The sequence below is a fragment of the Streptomyces roseicoloratus genome (assembly GCF_004117935.1).
In the GTDB taxonomy this organism is placed as follows: Bacteria; Actinomycetota; Actinomycetes; order Streptomycetales; family Streptomycetaceae; genus Streptomyces; species Streptomyces roseicoloratus.
In genome coordinates this window covers 35,448-55,157 of the sequence record NZ_SDOY01000103.1, presented here as the reverse complement: position 1 = coordinate 55,157, position 19,710 = coordinate 35,448, and the positions used below count along the sequence as shown (strand labels likewise).

General features: G+C 74.6%; 14 protein-coding genes. 5 read left to right on the top strand and 9 right to left on the bottom strand.

The window, feature by feature from the left end; genetic code table 11:
• Positions 1-81 precede the first annotated feature (81 nt).
• Positions 82-285: a cold-shock protein gene (locus tag ESG85_RS11685; RefSeq protein WP_007502648.1), complete on the top strand. Its 204-nt coding sequence runs from the start codon at positions 82-84 to the stop codon at positions 283-285.
• Positions 286-373: 88 nt separating this feature from the next.
• Positions 374-2,164 (top strand): DEAD/DEAH box helicase, encoded by a 1,791-nt coding sequence (locus ESG85_RS11680; RefSeq protein ID WP_128978213.1) that lies wholly within the window; start codon positions 374-376, stop codon positions 2,162-2,164.
• Between the two features lie 26 nt (positions 2,165-2,190).
• On the opposite strand, the gene ESG85_RS35305 is transcribed toward ESG85_RS11680, so the two are convergent.
• On the bottom strand, positions 2,191-2,415 hold the full coding sequence (locus ESG85_RS35305) for a hypothetical protein (protein ID WP_181019014.1): 225 nt from the start codon (positions 2,413-2,415) through the stop codon (positions 2,191-2,193).
• A gap of 377 nt (positions 2,416-2,792) precedes the next feature.
• On the opposite strand from ESG85_RS35305, the gene ESG85_RS11670 reads away from it, so the two are divergent.
• A complete protein-coding gene (locus ESG85_RS11670) occupies positions 2,793-3,782 on the top strand; it encodes an Acg family FMN-binding oxidoreductase (RefSeq protein ID WP_128978211.1) in 990 nt (329 codons plus the stop codon).
• 32 nt (positions 3,783-3,814) lie between these two features.
• On the opposite strand, the gene ESG85_RS11665 is transcribed toward ESG85_RS11670, so the two are convergent.
• The gene (locus tag ESG85_RS11665) at positions 3,815-6,205 is read right to left on the bottom strand and encodes a glycoside hydrolase family 65 protein (protein ID WP_128978209.1); all 2,391 of its coding nucleotides are present in this window, start codon (positions 6,203-6,205) and stop codon (positions 3,815-3,817) included.
• The gene (locus ESG85_RS11660) at positions 6,202-7,080 is read right to left on the bottom strand and encodes an HAD-IA family hydrolase (protein ID WP_128978207.1); all 879 of its coding nucleotides are present in this window, start codon (positions 7,078-7,080) and stop codon (positions 6,202-6,204) included. Before ESG85_RS11660 ends, ESG85_RS11665 begins: the two co-directional genes overlap by 4 nt.
• 102 nt (positions 7,081-7,182) lie before the next feature.
• Here ESG85_RS11660 and ESG85_RS11655 point away from each other — a divergent pair, with 102 nt between their 5' ends.
• On the top strand, positions 7,183-7,398 hold the full coding sequence (locus ESG85_RS11655) for a hypothetical protein (protein ID WP_128978205.1): 216 nt from the start codon (positions 7,183-7,185) through the stop codon (positions 7,396-7,398).
• On the opposite strand, the gene ESG85_RS11650 is transcribed toward ESG85_RS11655, so the two are convergent.
• Positions 7,391-9,946, bottom strand: coding sequence for a galactose oxidase family protein (locus tag ESG85_RS11650; protein ID WP_246094942.1), 2,556 nt, complete (start codon positions 9,944-9,946; stop codon positions 7,391-7,393). The genes ESG85_RS11655 and ESG85_RS11650 overlap by 8 nt on opposite strands.
• Before the next feature lie 324 nt (positions 9,947-10,270).
• On the bottom strand, positions 10,271-11,080 hold the full coding sequence (locus ESG85_RS11645; RefSeq protein ID WP_128978203.1) for an SDR family oxidoreductase: 810 nt from the start codon (positions 11,078-11,080) through the stop codon (positions 10,271-10,273).
• A gap of 288 nt (positions 11,081-11,368) precedes the next feature.
• Here ESG85_RS11645 and ESG85_RS11640 point away from each other — a divergent pair, with 288 nt between their 5' ends.
• Positions 11,369-12,841: an aminotransferase class I/II-fold pyridoxal phosphate-dependent enzyme gene (locus ESG85_RS11640; RefSeq protein WP_128978201.1), complete on the top strand. Its 1,473-nt coding sequence runs from the start codon at positions 11,369-11,371 to the stop codon at positions 12,839-12,841.
• Between the two features lie 255 nt (positions 12,842-13,096).
• Here ESG85_RS11640 and ESG85_RS11635 read toward each other — a convergent pair whose 3' ends face one another.
• The 4 genes from ESG85_RS11635 to ESG85_RS11625 all read right to left on the bottom strand — a co-directional run bounded on the left by ESG85_RS11635 (position 13,097) and on the right by ESG85_RS11625 (position 19,704).
• Complete coding sequence (locus tag ESG85_RS11635) at positions 13,097-13,687, bottom strand: DUF6328 family protein (protein WP_219825179.1); 591 nt, start codon at positions 13,685-13,687, stop codon at positions 13,097-13,099.
• An 88-nt stretch (positions 13,688-13,775) separates the two neighbouring features.
• Positions 13,776-13,937 carry a hypothetical protein gene (locus ESG85_RS34935; RefSeq protein ID WP_164986224.1) on the bottom strand — a complete coding sequence of 54 codons (162 nt, stop codon included), beginning with the start codon at positions 13,935-13,937 and terminating at the stop codon, positions 13,776-13,778.
• Between the two features lie 402 nt (positions 13,938-14,339).
• A complete protein-coding gene (locus ESG85_RS11630; RefSeq protein WP_128978199.1) occupies positions 14,340-17,642 on the bottom strand; it encodes a S8 family peptidase in 3,303 nt (1,100 codons plus the stop codon).
• A gap of 544 nt (positions 17,643-18,186) precedes the next feature.
• The gene (locus ESG85_RS11625) at positions 18,187-19,704 is read right to left on the bottom strand and encodes an MFS transporter (protein WP_246094941.1); all 1,518 of its coding nucleotides are present in this window, start codon (positions 19,702-19,704) and stop codon (positions 18,187-18,189) included.
• Between the last annotated feature and the right edge of the window lie 6 nt (positions 19,705-19,710).

Sequence of the window (19,710 nt, the reverse complement as noted above, 5' to 3'; positions counted from 1 at the left end):
GACAGGAAATGCTTCCTCGGGCGCATGTTTTGTTTTCCGGCATCTCCGGATGGGGCCTCTGCCTACTGAAGGAGAAATGTCATGGCTCAGGGAACCGTGAAGTGGTTCAACTCCGAGAAGGGCTTCGGCTTCATCGAGCAGGACGGTGGCGGCCCCGACGTGTTCGCCCACTACTCGAACATCGCGACGCAGGGCTTCCGTGAGCTCCAGGAGGGCCAGCGGGTCTCCTTCGACGTCACGCAGGGCCAGAAGGGCCCGCAGGCGGAGAACATCGTTCCCGCCTGACAGCCGGACACGATTCCCCCGCCGGGGTCCGCACTTTCGGTGCGGGCCCCGGTTTTTGTGCTGTTTCGAGGAAGGTTCAGACATCCGCATGTCCCGGAAGGCCCAGAAGCCGGGCCGACGCACGCCGTCACCCGCACCCGCCGCGCCGAAGGAATTCCGGCTGCCGCAGAGCACGACCCCCGCGCTGCCCGCGGTCGAGGAGTTCGGCGAGCTCGACATGCCGACGGCGCTGCTGAACACGCTCACCGCCCAGGGCGTCACCGTGCCGTTCCCCATCCAGGCCGCCACCCTGCCGAACTCGCTCGCCGGCCGTGACCTGCTGGGGCGGGGCCGCACCGGATCGGGCAAGACGCTCGCCTTCGGCCTGGCGCTGCTGGCGCGTACGGCCGGGCTGCGTGCCGAGTCCAGGGCGCCGCTCGCGCTCGTCCTCGTGCCGACCCGTGAGCTGGCCCAGCAGGTCGCGGACGCGCTGGCACCGTACGCGACGGCCGTGAACCTCCGGACCGCCACCGTGGTCGGCGGGCTGTCCGTCACCCGGCAGGCCGCCGCCCTCCGGCGCGGCGCCGAGGTCGTCGTGGCCACCCCGGGTCGGCTCAACGACCTCGTGGAACGCGGGGACTGCGAGCTCGGCCAGGTGCGCATCACCGTGCTCGACGAGGCCGACCAGATGACCGACCTGGGCTTCCTTCCGCAGATCACCAAGCTGCTGCGGCAGGTCCGGCCGGACGGCCAGCGGCTGCTCTTCTCCGCCACGCTGGACGGCAACATCGACCGGCTGGTGCAGCAGTTCCTGTCCGACCCGGTCGTGCACTCCGTGGACCCGTCGGCCGCGGCGGTGGCCACGATGGAGCACCACGTGTTCCACGTCCTCGACGAGACCGACAAGAAGGCCGTCGCCACGCGCATCGCGGCGCGCGACGGCCGGGTGATCCTCTTCCTCGACACCAAGCGCTCCGCCGACCGGCTCGCCAAGCGTCTCCTGAGCTCGGGCGTCCTGGCCGCCGCGCTGCACGGCGGGCGCTCCCAGTCGCAGCGGACCCGCACCCTGGAGCAGTTCAAGAACGGCCAGGTGACGGCACTGGTGGCGACCAACGTCGCGGCCCGCGGCATCCACGTGGACGACCTCGACCTCGTCGTGAACGTCGACCCGCCCGCCGACCACAAGGACTACCTGCACCGGGGCGGGCGCACGGCCCGCGCCGGCACGTCCGGCAGCGTCGTCACGCTCGTGCTGCCCGACCAGAAGCGGGACGTCGACCGGACCATGTCCCACGCGGGCATCCGTGCCCGCACCACCCGCATCACGTCGAGCGACCCGCAACTGGCGGCGCTCACGGGTGCCCGCGAGCCGTCCGGCGTGGCCGTCACGGTGGAGGTGCCCGCGCCCGCGACCCCTGCGCCGAAGGCGGCGAAGTCCTCGCGGCCAAGCCGTTCGAGCCGGTCCGGCCGCGCGGACCGGACGGGCCCGGCGGGCCCGTCCGACGCGGCCGAGCCGGGCAGGCGGCCGCGCCGGCCGCGGAAGGACACGCCCGAACCGGACCAGCGTCCTCGCCGGCACCGGAACGGCGGCGGGAACGGCGGCACCGCGAACGGTGCCGTCGGGAACGGCGGCTCCACGACCGGCGGCTCCGCGAACGGTGGCTCCGCGGGCGGCGCGAGCGGAAGGGGCCGCGGCGGGAACGGGTCCGCGACCGGTGCCGCCGCCGGACGCGGCGGCAGGGCGTCGGACCGGACGGCGGGATCCACCGCGAGGACGGGCCGCCGCACCGCCACGGCGGACGGCCGCGGCTCCGGCCGTCCGGCCGCCTCGGACGACTCCGCCGCGCGGACGTCCCGGCCGGGCCGCGGCCGCGGCGGCGCGGCGCGCGGGACCCGCTGAGTCCACGCCGGAGGAAGGCGGGACTCTCAGGGCGCGGGGCTCGGTCCGCTTCTCGGGACGAAGCGCGGCCGAGCCCCGGCCCCGTCGCGGACCGCCGCGAGCACCGGACCGGCCTCGGCCGGCTCGGCGGCACCGCGCACCGCCAGTGCCGCCTCCGCCGCCGCCCACAGCACGGCGGTGTGCGCGGGCGGTGATCCGTCGACACCGACGACCACCCTGCCCGGGCCGGTACCGGCCGTGGTGCCGTTCATGGCGCCTCCTCACGGGTCCGAGCCACGTCGAGCGCGGGTCCGGGCGCTGCCCCTGCCCCGAGCGTCCGGGCGGCTTCCTCACCCCGTCCGGACGGCTTCCGCGCGGGGCCAGGGGCTTCCCCGAACGTCCGGGCGGCTTCCCCGCGCATCCGGGGCTTCCCCGAGCGTCCGCGGCTTCCCGAGGCTCCGGCGTGTTCCCTCAAGGGTTCCGGAAGCCCTCCCCTCCACCCCGGCAGCCGGTCCCGCACGGCCGGAGAGCCCTTCGGGTCCCCTGGCTGGGCCATTCGGCCCTCGTCTCGGCCACCGTGCGCGTCAGAGGCCGGTGACGCGGGAACAACCGCACACGACGCACGTCTCACAGGCAGACAGGACGAACCGTGTCCCCCACCGCTCTGACCCGACCGCTCGTGACGTCCCTCGTCGAGGACGCCGTCACGGCTCCCTCGATGCACAACGCACAGCCCTGGTCGTTCCGCTGCGAGGAGGACGCCGGCGTCGTCGAACTCCACGGCGATCCCCGGCGCGCCCTGCCGCGGGAGGACCCGGAGCACCGCGCGCTGCACCTCGGGTGCGGCGCCGCGCTCCTCGGCCTGCGGGTCGCCGCCGTGCACCGCGGGCTGCGCCCCGTGGTCGCGCCGCTGCCCTCCCCCGACGACCCCTGGCACCTCGCCGACGTGCGCTTCGACGGCCCCGAGGGCGCCGACGGCGACCTGGAGCCGCTCCACGCAGCCCTGGCGCGCCGGCACACCAGCCGCTTCCCGTTCACCGAGGAGCGCGTCCCGACCGAGGTGATGGACGGCCTCCGGGCCGCGGCCCTCCTGGAGGGCTGCCGGCTCGTCGTCCCGGGTCCGTGGCACACCGACACCGTCATGGGTCTCGTCCACGCCTCCGAGCTGTTCGAGGCGGCGGACGAGGCCGTGCGCGCGGAGATCGCCGCCTGGACGCGTACGGGCGCGGCCGGCGAAGGCCCGGACACCGAGGGCATCCCCTCGTACGCCTTCGGGCCCCGGCAGTACGACGTGACCTCGCCCGTCCGGGACTTCGGTGCTGCGGGGCAGGCGTCCGGCCGTGGGTCGGCGCGCTTCGAGAGGAGCCCGCAGATCGCCCTGCTCGGCACGGCCGGCGACACGCCGGAGGAATGGCTGCGGGCCGGCCAGGCGATGCAGCGCGTGCTGCTCCAGGCCACCCTCGACGGTCTCGCCACCTCCCTGATGTCCCAGCCGCTGGAGTGGCCTGAGCTGCGGTCCGACGCCCGCGATCCGGGCTCGTCCGTCGGCTTCGTGCACATGGTGTTCCGTCTGGGCTACGGCCCGCCGGGACGAGCCACACCGCGTCGGCCGGTCTCCGAGGTGCTGACCTTCGGCTGACCGCCGGCTCGTCCTCGCGGGCCGGCCGCCCGTCACAGCCGGAACCACCGTTCCTCGCCGGTCGGGACGGTGACCCGCCGGTCGCCCGGCAGCAGCACGACGAGCGGGCCCTCCGGTGAGGCGGGCACCCGGACGGCCAGCCGCCCGGGCAGGATGCGCAGCCGCACGCCCCGGTGCCCGCCGACGCACAGCGTGAAGGCGAACCGGGGGATCTCCGCGAGGGGCACGGGCTCCACCCGCAGCCCCTCCGGCCCCGTCACCAGACCCGTGATCCCGCGCTGGACGAGGTCCACGGTGCCGGCCATCGCGCCGAGGTGGATGCCCTCGCCGGTCGTTCCGCCCTGGACGTCGGCGACGTCGGCGAGCAGGGCCTCCTCGCAGTACCGCCAGGCGTCGGGACCCTTCTGCCGGGCCAGGACCCAGCCGTGGACGAGGCTGCTGAGCGTCGAGCCGTGGCTGGTGCGCCGCAGGTGGTACGCGACGGTCGCCCGCCACACCGCGTCGTCGAGCACGTACCCGAGCCGGCCGAACAGGCCGTACAGCTCCTCGGGCCGGAAGAGGTAGCCGAGCATGAGGGTGTCGGCCTGCTTCGACGCCTGGTAGCGGTTGACGGTGTCGCCCTCGGCCTCGAGGATCCGGTCGAGCCTGCGGATGTCGCCGTGGCGGGCCCGCAGGCCGTCCCAGTCGAGCTCCGCCAGCTCGCCGTAGCCCTCGAACTGGCTGACGACGCCCCGATGGAACGGCACGTACAGACGGCGCGACACCTCGTCCCAGCGGGCGAGCTCGCCGTCGTCCAGCGTCAGCCGCTCCGCGATCTCGGCGCGCCGGGCAGCGGGCAGCTCGCCGAGCAGGTCGAGGCCGCGGGCGAGGACCCAGGCGGCGGTCACGTTGGTGTAGGCGTTGTCGTCGATGCCGGGCGTCCCGGCGCCGGGATAGGCGTCGTGGTACTCGTCGGGCCCCACGACCCCGCGGATCCGGTAGCGGCCGAGCACCGGGTCGTACGTGGCGGCGGAGGACCAGTAGCGGGCCACGTCGAGGAGGATCTCCGCCCCGGCGGAGTGGAGGAAACCGCGGTCGCCGGTTGCCTGCGCGTACCGCCAGACGTTGTACGCGACGGCGGAGCCCACGTGGCGCTGGAGCCGGGAGTGGTCGGGGATCCAGCGGCCCGAGCGCGGGTTCAGGTGCAGCGTCTGGGTCTCCTCACGGCCCGAACTCGCGCTCTGCCAGGGGTACATGGCCCCTCGGCGGCCGGCGGACCGGGCGGCCTCGCGGGCGGCCGGCAGCCGGCGGTGCCGGTACAGGAGCAGCGCCCGCGCGACCTCGGGGAAGTGCAGACCGAGGAAGGGCAGGACGAACAGCTCGTCCCAGAACACGTGCCCCCGGTACGCCTCGCCGTGCAGCCCGCGGGCCGGGACGCCCACGTCGAGTTCCGCCGTGTGCGGGGAGAGCGTCTGCAGGAGGTGGAAGACGTGCAGCCGCAGGATGCGGCCCGCCTCGCCCGGCACGTGCAGCTCACCCTGCTCCCAGACCCGCTGCCAGGCCGCCTCGTGGGCCGCGCGCAGCGCGGAGAAGTCCGGGGCGCGGGCCGTCGCCCCGAGGGCGGCGGAGAGCGGGTCCGCGCCGGGCCGGTCCAGCGAGGTGCACAGCGTCAGGGTCTTGACGACCGTCGCCGAGCGGCGGGGCCCGACCGGCAGCCGGTAGGTCTGCACCGTGCCGGCCGGTGCGGCCTCCTCGCGCGCCTGCTGTACGGGCCGGGTGGCCGTGCGGACGGCCAGGGCGATCCGGACGCCCGGATCGGTCGTTCGGCAGGTCAGCCAGGCGACGCCGAGGGGGCCGAATCCGGAGGTGTGGTCCCGGAGGTGACGCCCGTCGAGGTGCCGGTAGCGCTCGACTCCGGCGTTGGTGACGGCGCCGTCGAGCACCGACCGCACCTCGACGGTGCCGCTCCAGCCGTAGGCGCGGAACACCGTGCGCTGGGCGGCGAGACCGGGGTCGGCCATGTGGACGAGGCGCGTGTGGCCGACGCGCAGGCCCCGGCCGTGGGCGTCCTCGAAGTACAGGCGGCGGGTCAGCAGGCCCGCGCGCAGGTCGAGGTGCACCTCGTGGTGGCGCAGTTCCGCCGAGTCGGGCGTCAGCCAGTCGCCGGCCGGGCCGTCGTCCGGCCGGCAGCGGTAGCGCAGCGGCGTCCAGTCGGGAAGGTTGACCAGGTCCTCGTTCTCGACCCGCTCGCCCGCGACGTCCGAGGCGAGCCGGTCGTAGCAGCCGGCCAGGTAGGTGCCGGGGTAGTGGACGCCCCCGGCGGCGCACTCGGGGGCCGAGCCGCGGGTGGCGAACCGGCCGTTCCCGAGGGTGCAGAGCGCTTCCACCAGGGGTTCGCGGTCGGGCTCGTAGCGGTCGTACCGCCAGGTCCAGCCGTCGCTCATCCGCGCTCACCCCACACGCGGCGGACCAGGGTCGCCAGGTCGGGGACCACCAGGTCGGCTCCGTGCTCGCGCAGCGGGGCGGCGGCCTGCCGCAGCGGTGTGCGGTCGACGCCGACGACGAGACCGAAGCCGCCGCGGCGCGCCGCCGCGACGCCGGCGAGCGCGTCCTCCGCGACCGCGGTGTCCTGCGGGCGGCTGCCGAGGAGGGCGGCGGCGCGCAGGAACAGCGCGGGGTCCGGCTTGCCGGCGAGGCCGAGCCGGGCGGCGTCCTCGCCGTCCACGACGCCGGCGAGGAGACCGTCCAGCCCGGCGGCGCCGATCAGCTGCCGGGCGTGCCGGGAGGCGGACGCCGCGGCGCACGGCACGCCCGCCGCGCGCAGGGCCGCGAGGGCCGGGCGGACGTCGGCGAAGGCGTCGACGCCTTCCGTGCGGAGCAGGTCGACGAACGCCCGTTCCTTGAGCGCCGCCACCCCCCGGACCGTGTCGGTGCCGGGCGGGTCGCGGGGCGTGCCGGCCGGGAGGTCGATGCCCCGGGCGTCGAGGAAGGCCGCCGCCCCGTCGTGGCGGGACCTTCCGTCGACGTACCGGCGGTACTCGACGTCGGCGTCGAAGGGCGGCTGCTCCGCACCGGCCACGGCTTCCAGGCAGGTGTCCAGCGCGGCCTTCCAGGCCGCCGCGTGCAGCCGGGCCGAGTCGAGGAGCACACCGTCCGTGTCCAGGACGAGGGCACGGGGCGGGCGGGGGCCGCCGGGAGGAGCCAGGCCGCGGGGAGGCACCGGACCGCGGGGAGGCACCGGACCGCCGGGAGGCACCGGGCCGCGGGGAGGCACCGGACCGCGGGGAGGCACCGGCTCGCCGGGAGGGACAGGGTCCATGCGCGTCTCCTCCTCGGCTGCGGTCCCTTCCAGGGTTTCGCGGCCTCGCCGTGCCGCAACCGGGAGCGGGGAGGGCCGGCCGGTCCGGGGGCGTGACGTCACGTGGACGAGATCGGCGTCCGGGCCGGCGCCGGGGTCGGCGCCGGGGTCGGCGCCGGGGTCGTCAGGCTGTCCGGCGAGGGCCGCGACGGCGCGGTCGTCCCCCTCGACGGCCCGTCCGGCCGGGCCGTCGAGGGCGTGGTCGACGGCGTACGGTGCGGCCTCGCCGCGCTGGGCCGGACCTCGGTGAGGCCGCGCCGTCGTCGTGCCGTCAGGTGACGGTGATGAAGCGGGCGGTGCTCGGCACGCCCTGGGAGTCCAGCGCGAAGAGCATGTAGGTGCCCGGCAGGACCACGCCCTTGTCGGCCGGGACGGTCACCGTGTACGAACCGGTGCCGGAGGCGGTGGAGACCAGCGGCACGCGCCGCTGGTCGTTGTCGGTGGAGTGGGTCGCGGCGGCCGCCCGCATCAGGACGAAGGAGGCCACCGGGCCTTCGGTGGTGACGGTGAGCGAGGCGCCGGCGGCGGCCCGCGGCGGTACGCCGCCGGTGATGACGGGCCGCGGCTTGGGCGAGCCGTCCGCGTTGAGGAGGTACGGCGGGGTGAACACGGCGCCGTCGGCGTGGTTGGTGGCGCAGTCGCCGCACAGTCCGCCGCCTCCGGAGAAGACCCGTCCGTCGGGCAGGAGGTTCGCCACGCTGTGGTAGTTGCGCGGGATGGCCATGCTGGCGAGCGGCGTGAAGCGACCGGTCGCCGGGTCCCACAGCTCGGGGGTCAGCACGGAGGTGGCGTCGCTGAAGGGCACCGGCAGCGCCTGCCCGCCGAACACGGCGACCTTGCCGTCGGGCAGGACGACGCTGTTGCTGAAGCCGCGGGTGTGGCCCATGTCTCCGGTGCGCGCGGTGTGGACCCGGCCGTCGCCGCCGACGTCCACGGTGTACGCGCGCCGGGTGGCGGGCTGGTTCTCGTAGGCGGGCGAGCCGCCGAGCGTGAGCAGCTTGCCGACGTCGTACGCGACGGCGTTGCCGGTCATGGCGTCCGGGCTGTCGGCCCGGGTGCCGGCGGAGGTGATGCTGCCGTTGCCGGCGGTGGTGATCCAGTTCATCTGCTTGCTCGGGCCGAGCTGGAGGACCTTGCCACCGGAGGTGGCGTACAGCCACATGTGGTTGTCGGCGCGGTAGGCGCCGGTCGGGTCGGCGGTCATGGCGGGGGTGGCGGGGACGCCGGGGAGCCTGCGCCAGGTTCCGGTGGTCGGCGACCAGACCTCGCCGGACTTGTCGCCGGGGGTGCCGCTCCAGGATCCGCCGAGGACGAAGGCCTCGCCGCTGGGGAGCAGGGTCATGGCCTGGTAGCCGCGGGCGATGTTCATGTTGCTCGTCGCGGACCAGGCGTCGGTGGCGGGGTCGTAGATGCTGGCCTTCTCGGCGTTGCTGCCGCCGGTGACGAGGACGCGGCCGTCGGCGAGCATCGCGATGCCCGGGCAGAACATGTCGTGGCCGGTGTTGTCGATGCGGCGCTGGGTGACCTTGCCGGTCTTCAGGTCGAGGATGGCCGTCTGGGTGTAGCCGTTGCTGCCGCCGAAGCGGTCGACCGCGTACGCGGACCAGGCCAGGAGTTTGTCACCCGGCAGGACGGCGGTGGCGACCGGGACGAGCGGGAAGCCGGTTATTCGGCTCCAGGTGCCGTGGGTGGCCGGCGCGGCCGGTCCGCTCAGGCGTATCTCGGCGGCGGAGGTCCAGGGTCCGCGGTTGCCGGCCTCGCTGGTCGCGGTCAGGCGTATGTAGCGGGCGGTGACGGCGCGGGTGAACGTGGCGGTCTTGACGGTGTCGTCGTCGCGCCAGGTGCCGGAGGAGACGGGTGCGCCGAAGGTCGTGCCGTCGGTGCTGGTGGTGACGGTGTACGCGCCGACCCGCCCGTGGGTGTTGCCGGTGCGGGGCTGGTAGACGAGGGCGGAGACGGCCGCGGTGCGGTGCATGTCGACGGTGATGCTGTGCGGCAGCGGGGCCGCCGTCCCGGACCAGCGGCTGTGCCAGATCGTGCCGGCCTCGCCGTCGAGGACGTTGGCCGCGCGGCCGTTCTCCTTGGCCGTCTCCTCGTCGCTCGCGGTGGCCGTCCACCCGGTGCGGGGCAGGTCGACGGTGGCGGCCGGGGTTCCGGGGTCGCCGAGCAGGTTCAGCTCGGCGGCGGAGCTCCACGGGCCGCGGTTGCCGGCCTCGGTGAGGGCGGTGAGGCGGACGAACCGCGCGCCCTGCGGGGCGAACCCGAGGGTCTTCGCGCCGGCGTCGTCCGCGAGGGTGCCGGTGGCGACGGGACTGCCCCAGTGCTGACCGTCGGTGCTCAGACTGATGCTGTACTCGCCGACGCGGCCGTTGGCCTTGTCGGTGCGGGGCTGGTAGACGAGCGCGGAGACGACCGTGGTGCGGTGCATGTCGACGGTGATGCTGTGCGGCAGCGGGGCGGGGGTCCCGGACCACCGGCTGTGCCAGATGGTGGCCGTGTTGCCGTCGAGGACGTTGGCCGCGCGGCCGTTCTCCTTGACGGTCTCCTCGTCGCTCGCGGTGGCCGTCCACCCGGTCCGGTCGAGCACCGGGGCCATCGGCTCCATGGCGTTCGCCGGGGCGACGCCGTGGTGCGGCGACTGCTGGGCGGTCTGCTGCCCGGACGGCGTGGCGACCGGCGGAGGCGTCGGCCCCCGCCCGCCCGGTGCGGCGTCCGCGACGCCGAGCCAGGGAGTCAGCCCGAGGGACAGCGACCCGAGGGCGAAGGCGATGAGGAGAGGTGGCCGGCGGAATGCTCCGGCCATGGCGCGGACACGTCTGTGCTGCAATCGGACCTCCTGGGCGAGCGCGAACCGCGGGCCCCAAGAAGATAGGTCGAGAAGCAGCAACTGCACTATGGAAAAGGAGAGTTGGCCCGATTCCACCCCTTGCACCCGGAACCACCCCTTCCGGCCGGCGAGTCGCCGACGGCGCCGCACCGCCGGGCGCGGTGGCGGGCGCGGTGGCGGGTGCGGGCCGGGCCTCGGGCCGGCTGCGGTGTCGGGCCGGCTGCGGTGTCGGGCCGCCGGGGCGGGGCCGTACGGGATGCGGCGCCGGATGCCGGACCGAGGGTCGGGCGGGGCGGGGCAGCGTGGGGACGGGGCGGTGCGGGGTCAGACGGTGCGCCAGCTGTCGTCCGGCAGGTGGGAGCCGGCCATCGGGCCCACGCGCAGCATGCCCCCGTCGACGGACCAGGAGGCGCCGGTGACGTACGAGGCGTCCGGGCCGGCGAGGAAGGCGATGACGGCGGCGACCTCGCGGGCGTCTCCCGGGCGCCCGAGAGGGACACCGGGACGGGGCTCGGCGGTGACGTCCTGGTCCTCCTGGCCCGTCATCGGCGTGGCGATCTCGCCCGGGGCGACCGCGTTCACGGTGATGCCGTGAACGGCCAACTCCAGGGCCATGACCTGGGTCAGCAGCCCGAGTCCGCCCTTCGCCGCGCAGTACGGCGCCGTCCCGACCCGCGGCTGGTGCTCGTGGACCGAGGTGACGTTCACGATCCGGCCACCGCGCCCCTGGCCGATCATGCGGCGGGCGGCGCGCTGTGCGCACAGCAGCGGGCCGACGAGGTCGACGTCGAGGATCCGCCGGACGGTCTCGTGGTCCAGGTCGAGGAAGGGCGTCGCCGTTCCGGTGCCGGCGTTGTTCACCAGGACGTCGACGCCGCCGAGCCGGTCGGCGAGCAGGTCGACGGCCTCGGCGGCGGCCGGCAGCAGCGTGAGGTCCATCGGCTCGACGCACGCCTCCCGACCCAGGCTCCGTACCTCGGCCGCGGTCTCCTCCGCGCCGCGCAGGTCCCGGTGCCAGGTGATGCCGACGTCCACGCCGGACGCGGCGAGGCGCACGGCGGTGGCGCGCCCGATCCCGGAATCGGCTCCCGTGACGACGGCGGTCCGCGGGTGGAACCTCGACGGACTGTTCATGACGGCACCCTCCTCGCCACCCCCGCGAGCGCCCCTGCCCGCGCGAGCGCCGCGTATGCGCGGCCGGAGGCTCGGACGGGGGCTCGGACGGAGGCTCGGACGGGGGCTCGGACGGGGCGCGCGTCCGGTGGGTCCGGGCTCCGGGAGCCGGGCTCCCGGGCCCGGGCAGGGATCCCGCGCCCGCCGGCTCGGGCGGCGGGCCGTTTCTCCGCGGCCCCGCGGGGCACACGCGCGGCACGCCCTCGGGGCGCCGTCCGTGTGCCCCGGCAAACGAGACGGAGGAGTGCCATGGACCACTCGCGCGCACCGGTGCTCGAAGCGCTGGAGGCCTTCCGGCGGCGTGGGGACGTCGTGTTCGGACCGCCGGGTCACAAGCAGGGCCGCGGCGTCGATCCCCGGGTCGGTGACGTCGTCGGGTACGACGTGTTCCGTTCGGACGTGCTGCTGCTCAACGGTCTCGACGACCGGCGGGAGTCGCAGGGCGTGCTGGAGCAGGCCCAGGAGCTGATGGCGGACGCCGTCGGCGCGGAGCGGGCGTTCTTCTCGACCTGCGGGAGCTCGTTGTCGGTGAAGACGGCCATGCTGGCCGTCGCCGGTCCGGGCGAGAAGCTGCTGCTGTCGCGGAACGCGCACAAGTCGGTGATCGCGGCCGTGGTGGTGAACGGGGTGGAACCGATCTGGGTGCACCCGAAGTTCGACGCCGACCGGCACCTGGCGCATCCTCCCGAGCCCGACGACGTACGCGCCAGGCTGCGGGAGCACCCGGACGCCAAGGGCATGTTGCTGATCACGCCCACCGACTGGGGCAGCTGCGCCGACGTGAAGGGCGTGGCCGAGGTGTGCCACGAGGCGGGCGTGCCGCTGATCGTGGACGAGGCATGGGGCGCGCACCTGCCGTTCCATCCCGACCTGCCCGTCTGGGGCATCGACGCGGGCGCGGATCTCGTCGTGACCAGCGTGCACAAGATGGGCGGGGCGATCGAGCAGAGCTCCGTCTTCCATCTCCAGTACGACCGGGTGTCGCCGGAGGTCCTGAAGCAGCGGGAGGACCTGCTCGGCACCACGAGCGCGTCCTCGCTGGTGTACGCGACGCTCGACGGCTGGCGGCGGCAGATGGCCGAGCACGGCCGCGAGCTCCTCGACGGCGCGCTGCGCCGGGCGGCCCGGGTGCGCGAGGCGGTGGCGGAGCTGCCGGGACTGGTGCCGATGGGCGCCGAGGTGGTGGAGGCCGGTCTCGCGGCCGATCTCGATCCGCTCAAGATCGTGGTCGACGTGCGGGGCCTCGGCATCAGCGGGATGCAGGCGGCCGAGTGGCTGCGGGACGAGTGCCACGTCGACGTCGGAGGTTCCGACACCTGCCGGATCAACGCCGCGCTCACGCACGCGGACGACGACACCACCGAGAAGGTGCTGGTGGACGCGCTGCGGGCGCTCACCGAGCGGGCCGGTGAGCTGGAGCCCCGGCCGCCGGTGCGGCTGCCGGAGCCGTCGGGCCTGGAACTGGAGCAGGCCAGGCTGCCGCGCGAGGCGTTCTTCGGGGAGGCGGAACACGTGGCGGCGAGGGACGTGGTCGGCCGCATCTCGGCCGAGACGATCAGCCCGTACCCGCCCGGGGTCCCGGCGGTGACGCCCGGCGAGGTGATCAACGCCGAGGTGGTCGAGTACCTGCGCAGCGGCGTCGCGCACGGCCTGCTGATCCCCGACGCCGCCGACCCGTCCCTGGAGACGTTCCGGGTGGTGGCCCGCGGCCAGGGCCACTGAGGCCCGGGCCAGGACCGCTGACGCGCGGGCCAAGAGCACTGAAGGCCGGCACCACCGAGCGTGGCCGCCGGGTGGGGTCAGCGCCGACCTGACCCGGTCCGCGTCCCCGCCGCGGGCACCGTCCGCGGGAGAAGGAGCGGTTCGAAGCGCCCGTCCCGTCCGCCCGTATGCCCGTCCGCCCATATGGCGGGTTCGCGTACGGGCGGGCGCCCGTCGCGAACCCGCCCGTACGCGCCGTGTGCCGCGGCGGCCCGCTCAGGGGCCCCTGCGGTCGGCTGCCCTGCGGCGGAGCCTGAAGGGCAGCACGTACCAGCACAGGGCGAACCAGACCATGACCCCGCCGACGATCACCTGGGCGAAGGGAGTCGGCAGCACGGCGTTCAGGATGAACAGCAGCGTGCAGGCGATGGTCAGGGCCAGCAGCACGATGCCGCACGTCATCATGCGGCCGGCGGCCTCGACGACTTCGCGCTTCATGCGCAGCCCGGACAGGCAGCGGTGGATCGACACGGGGGCGATCAGGGCGGCTGTCGACGACGCGGCCAGGACCACGGTGACGACGTAGAGCACCCGGTCGAAGGTCGACAGGGTGCCGAAGCGCGGGGTGAAGGCGATGCTCAGGAGGAAGCCGAAGAGGATCTGCACGCCGGTCTGCGCCACGCGCGTCTCCTGCAGGATCTCCGTCCACCGCCGGTTGACGCGTTCCCGCGCCGTCTCCGGCGGCCCCGCCCCGTCGAAACCATCGGCCCCGTCCACCCCGTCCACCCCGTCGAGGCGCTCGTCGGCCGGCTCGGGCGGCCCGGCTACCCCGGTCGTGTTCCCCGAGTTGCTCGACGTGACGGTCATGGCGGCGGCCTCCTCTCCCGGCGGGCGGTTCCCGGCGGGTGTACGCGATCAGTCGTCTCCGCGGTCGGTCAGGCATCTCCGCGGCCGGTCAGTCGTCTCCGCGGATGATGTGCCGCTCCGGATCACCACCGTTCCGCTCGTCCGGCGAGGCGTCGTCCGGCGCGATCCGGGCGGGTCGGCACGTGCACAGGCTGGTGTCGCGCGTGGTCATGACCTCGTCGGCCGGTGGCGTGTCGCTCCACGTGTTCATCGTCGCCATCTCCTCTTGCCTTCAGGGCCCTTCTCATCACGGGCCCCCGCCCGCGGTCGGAGCGTCGGACACGCGCCTACCCGCCTGAGCGGCGGAAAGTCGCCCTTCCGTCCACGAAGTCGACTTTTGTTCGAATTCGTCGAGATCGACTCCCCGTCACCCTCCGTCACCCCCGCCCCTCCCGTCACCCCATCACCCCATCACCCTGCCGCCCCGCCACACTCCATCGCGCGACGAATACGAAGAATGCAAAGAATGCGAAGAACGTGATGAACCGGTGGACGTCGCCGCCCTGCACGATGCCCGTCGGAAGGCCCACCGGCGTCACCACCCCCACGGTGGTGACGCCGGGTCGGACGGACGGCGGTCAGCGGGCCGCTGTCATCGGGCGCAGGGCCGGTGTCACCCGCCGAGCCACGCGTCGTGGATCGCCAGCGTGGACACGTTGCCCTGCTTGTCCGTGACCGTGGCGGACAGCGAGAGTCCGCGGTCCTTCGCCGGGCTCTTCACGGAGATCCGGCCGTCGCGGACCCGCACCTGCTTCCAGGTCCGGCCGTCGTCGTAACTCACGGAAACGGTCAGCGACTTCAGGTTCCTCCCGGCCGCCGCGCCCTGCACCGTCACCGGTACCGAGACCGTCGTGCCCGCCGGGATGCGCGAGGTGAGGTCGACGGGGGCGGCGAAGCGGACCGTGGACACCGGCAGCGCCGTGGTGTCCGCGACCTGCTTCGACCGGAAGGTGAAGCCGGCCTCGACGCGGGTGGAGACCGCGGCGAGGGTGACCGGGCGCTTCACGGAGGTCACCAGGCGGTACTCCGCGTCGGCGCCGTCGACCGTGAAGGGCTGCCTGCCGGTCAGCGGGTCGTCGTTCTCGCCGACCTTGACCCCGTCGCGGTACAGCGTCGTCGTGGCGGAGAGGTCCGGCAGCCAGTCGTCCCGGTGGCCCTTGCCGTCGGCGAACAGCGGCAGGGAGCCGACGATCTGCTGCTCACCCGTCCCGGGGTCGGGCGCGGTGCGGAAGACACCCTCGTGCTCGCCGACCAGCGGGCCGAACACACCCGTGTTGAACGTCTCCCGGTACGTCCGGCCCGTCTTGTAGCGCTTCGGCCGGAGCATCGAGTACTCGCCCTCGAAGGCCGGGTAGCCCCACTCGTCGGGCTCGCCCAGCTGGTCGAGCTTGGTGAGCCAGCTGACCTTGTCGGCGGTGGAGACGTAGAAGGTGCGGGTGCCGGGCGCGGCCTGCGGCGCCGAGTACCCGATGCCCAGGGGCGCGCCCGGGATGCTGGAGTGCGGGGAGGCGAGGACGGCCTTCCCGGGTGCGGAGGCACCGAGGCCGACCTTGATCGTGGCCAGTTCGGACGCCCGGACATGCCGGGTGTAGCCGGTGGCGATGCGTTCCGTCCTGCCGCCGAAGGCAACGGTGTACTGGCTGGTGGCGTCCTTGAGGAAGTGCGCGTCCCAGGTCTGCAGCAGGGAGCCGTCCGTGACGGCCGGTCCCTGGTGGGCAAGGCGGAACCCGGTGAAGCCCCGGAGCTCCCAGCCGGCACCGACCCGGCCGATGCCGGTGGCCATCTCGAAATACGTCTGCGCGTAGTCCGCACGGTCGATGCCGGGCACGGTGACGGTGACCGGCTTCGTCGTGCGCGCGTCGGCCGTGACCGTCATGTCGCGGGTGACGTCCAGTCTCGGCTGGACGATCCAGTCGGTGCCGCGGGCGAGGTCCGTAGGGTCCTGGTAGAGCGAGGAGTAGAAGACGTACGAGCCCTTGGGCACCCGGACGGTGTCGCTGCCCGGCCCGTCGGCGACCCGGGCGGCGAACCCGGCGGCGGGTCCGCCGACCCCGATGAGCGTGTCGGCGTAGTGCGCGGCGGCGGTGCCGTCGCGGTCGATCGTGCGGAGGGTGAGGTCGTAGGCCTCCGCCTCCCGGACGACCACGGCGGCCGTGCGGACCGACTGGCCCGCGCCGGTGGCGGTGACGTAGCCGGAGTAGCTGCCGTCGGCGTCGCCCAGCCGGGTGTCGGCGACGAGGTCGACCTCGGCCCGGCCGCCCGCGGGCACCGTCAGCCGGGAGGCGCCGAGCGAGAAGAACCCGGCCGGTGCCGGCTTGCCTTCCGGGTCCAGGGTCGTCACCGACAGGTCGAGGGTGACGTCGGTGGTGCCGAGGTTGCGGTAGGCGACCTTCTTGGCGACGGGCCGGTCGTCGGCGTGCGGCCACTGCGCCGTGCCGAAGTGCAGTGAGACCGGATCGGCGATCACGGTCTGCGCCAGCGCCTTGTCCGCCTGGATCCGGCCCGAGCCCTGTTCGAAGGCGGTGTACGCGCCGCCCTGGGCGGACGCCATGAGGGCGCCCTTGAGTTCGGCGGCCGTCCAGTCCGGATGCCGCTGCTTCAGGATCGCGGCCGCGCCGGCGACGTGCGGGGTCGCCATGGAGGTGCCGTCGATCTGCAGGTATCCGGGCGCGGGGTGCGGGACGCCCGGCTTGGTGTCGAGGGTGCTGCCGGGGGCCGCGGCCGCGGCGATGGCGACACCGGGGGCGGTCACGTCCGGCTTGACGGCGCCGTCGCCGACGCGGGGGCCTCGGCTGGAGAAGGGCGCGAGCCGGTCGTTCTTGTCGACCGCGCCCACGGTGAGGGCGGCGTCCGCGGTGCCGGGCGAGCCCAGCGTCGATTCGCCGCCCTCGCCCTCGTTGCCCGCGGCGACGGCGAACAGGATGCCCTTCTCGGCGCTCAGCCGGTTCACCGCCTCTTCCAGCGGGTCGACGCCGGGGCCGTCGGGGCCGCCGAGGCTGAGGTTGACGACGTCCGCGCCCTCGGCGGCGGCCCACTCCATCCCGGCCAGGATCGCGGAGTCCTCTCCGCTGCCGTCGTCGTCGAGGACCTTGCCGCTGATCACCTCCGCGCCGGGCGCGACGCCCTTGTAGCGGCCGCCGGACCTGGCGCCGGTGCCCGCGGCGATCGACGCGACGTGCGTGCCGTGCCCGACGCGGTCGACGGCGTCCGGGGCGGGCGAGAAGTTCTTCTCGGCGACGACGCGGGTCTTCAGGTCGTCGTGGGTCCTGTCGACGCCGGTGTCGAGGACGGCGATCCTGACGCCCTTGCCGTCGAAGCCCGCCGCCTGCGCGCGGTCGGCGCCGATCTGCGGGACGCTGCGGTCCAGGCGCGCGCTGCGGACGCCGTCCAGCCACACCCGGCCGACGCCGGTGGCGGTGGCGCGCAGGCCGGTGCGCTTCCCGTCGGTCAGCGCGTCCCACACCCGGCCCAGGTCGTCGGGGGCGGCGCGGACGGCGTCGGCGCCGATGGTCGGGAACGTGCGCCGGACCTCGGTGTCGCCCGCCGCGCGCATCTCCGCCCGCGCGCCCGCGGCACGTCCTTCGTACTGCACGATCAGCTTGAGCCCGTCGCCGTGGCTCTTGCGCAGCCGCGGGTCGGTGAGCACGCCGAGGTCGAACAGCCGCTGGTCCAGCCGTCCCGAGGCGATCAGCGGCTCGGCGTCGGCGGGCAGCACGAGCGTGTGGTCCCCGGTGCGCCGCACCTGTACGGGTATGCGCTCGCGGCCCTCGGCGGCCTCGAAGGCCACCATCCGGCCGCCGCCGTCGACCACGACCCGGTCGCCGGTGACGAGCGGAATCCGCCGGCCACCGTCGAGCCGTGCGAGGTCGGGCGTGGCCTCCGCAGACGCGGCGTTCGCCGTCGCGGGGCCGGTCATGCCTGCTACCAGGGCCACCGATGTGGCCGCTGCGATGGTGAAGGCGCGTGCTCTCTTCACGTGTGCGCGCAAGTCTCCCCCAGGAGCTTGGGATGAGGTCGATGGGTCGGTTCCGGCGGGGCGCACGGTCGCGCCCGCCGCCGGTCAGCGCAGTATGTGACGTGATCAACGACCGTGCTGGAGGCGGGCGTTGCGACGGAACACTTCAGGTCAGCAAGCCTGCGGGAACTTCGATGGGGCGACGACGGCACCGTGACCGTTCCATGACGGCGGGACGATCTCTGTGCGACGGCGACGCCGGCCGGCCGGCCCGCCCCGGGCTCCGGTGCAGGCCCGCACCGGTTTCACGGACCGACGCCCTCGCGGGCGGAGTGCGCGCCTCCCATTGGCCGTATCCGGTCGCGGGTTGCGCCGGGTGTGGGGGGGCTTCATGGTCGCCTGCGCCTGGCTGATCTTCGTCATCTCGATCGCCGACGACCCCGGCCCCGTGTGCGGCACGGGCCAGGACAAGGGACCCTGCTGGGGCCCGTACGGTCGTGTGCCCTCAGGCCACGCCGCGGATACGGGTGACCAGGACGCCGCCGACGAGGATGACCAGGGCCGCGACGACGTAGAGGCCGGTGTAGCCGCCGAGGTGGGCGATGACCGGCGCCGCGAGCGCGGGCGCCAGGACCTGGGGGCCCGAGTTGGCGATGTTGATGACGCCCAGGTCCTTGGCGCGGTCGGCGGCCTCGGGCAGGACCTGGGTCACCAGGGCCTGGTCGACGGCGAGGTAGATGCCGTAGCCCGCGCCGAGGACCGCCGCCGCGAGGAGGGCGGATGGCCAGGTGTGGAACAGGGCGAGCAGCAGCGCCGCGGCGGCCATCACCAGCGAACAGAGGACGACGAAGCCCTTGCGGCGCCCGACGCGGTCGGACAGCACGCCGACGGGGACGGCAGTGAGGGCGGCGCAGACGGTGTAGACGAGCGTGAGGACGAGTACGCCGGTGCCGGGGTCGCCGAAGTGGACGGCGTCGGCCAGGAAGTAGAAGAGGTAGAGGGTTCCGAGGGCGTTGCCGAGATTGATGAGGAACCGGGTGAGCCAGGCCCAGCCGAAGTCGGGGTGCCGCCGGGGGCTCACCCACAGCGAACGGGCGAAGGCGCGGGCGTCGAAGGCGGGGCGCAGCGCCCGGGGCAGCGGCGGCTCGGCGTGGCGGAGCACGAAGGGCAGGGCGAGGACGACGGTGAGGACGGCCAGGGTGACGTAGCCGGAGCGCACGCCGGTGACCAGCAGGGTGGTGATGAGCGCGCCGAGCACGAGGCCGACGGACTGCATGAGGCCGGTCCAGCCGGAGACCTGGGCGCGCTGGGTCAGCGGTACGCGGTCGGCGACCGGGGTGGCGACGCCGGCCAGCATCGCGTTCAGCCCCGCCTGCGCGAGGCACCAGCCGAGGGCGACCCCGGCCACGGTGTGCTGGACGGCGGTCACCACGAGCCCCGCCGCCCCGGCCAGGGCCCCGCCGAGGATCCAGGGCCGCCGCCGGCCGAACCGGCTCGTGGTCCGGTCCGACCAGGCGCCGGCGAGCGGATTGGCGAGCACCGCGACGAGCGCGCCGAGACCGGTGACGAGGGAGAGGGCGGCGTTCTTGTCGTGCGGGTCGATGTGCTCCAGCTGGAGCGGCAGCAGGATCTGGATGGGCGTCATGAAGGCCATGAACACGGCGAGCGTGGCGAGCGAGAGGCTCGTGGTCCAGGCGGCGGTGACGGGGACGGTGGGTTCGTGCAGGACGGCGGTGCCGGCCGGGAGACCGGAGCCGGGATCGGCGACGGCGGCATCGGTGACGGCGCCGGCGGTAACGGCGCCGACCGTAACGGCGGCATCGGCGACCTTGGGGACGGCGACGGCGGGATCCGCGACCTCGGGAACGGTGACGGCGGCATCCGCGACCTCGGGAACGGTGACGGCGGCATCCGCGACCTCGGGAACGGTGACGGCGGCATCCGCGACCTCGGCGGCGCTGCCCACGGAGTGCGCGCCGCGATCCGCGCGGCCCGCACCGTCCGGCGCGGGAGCAGAGGTCATGGTGGC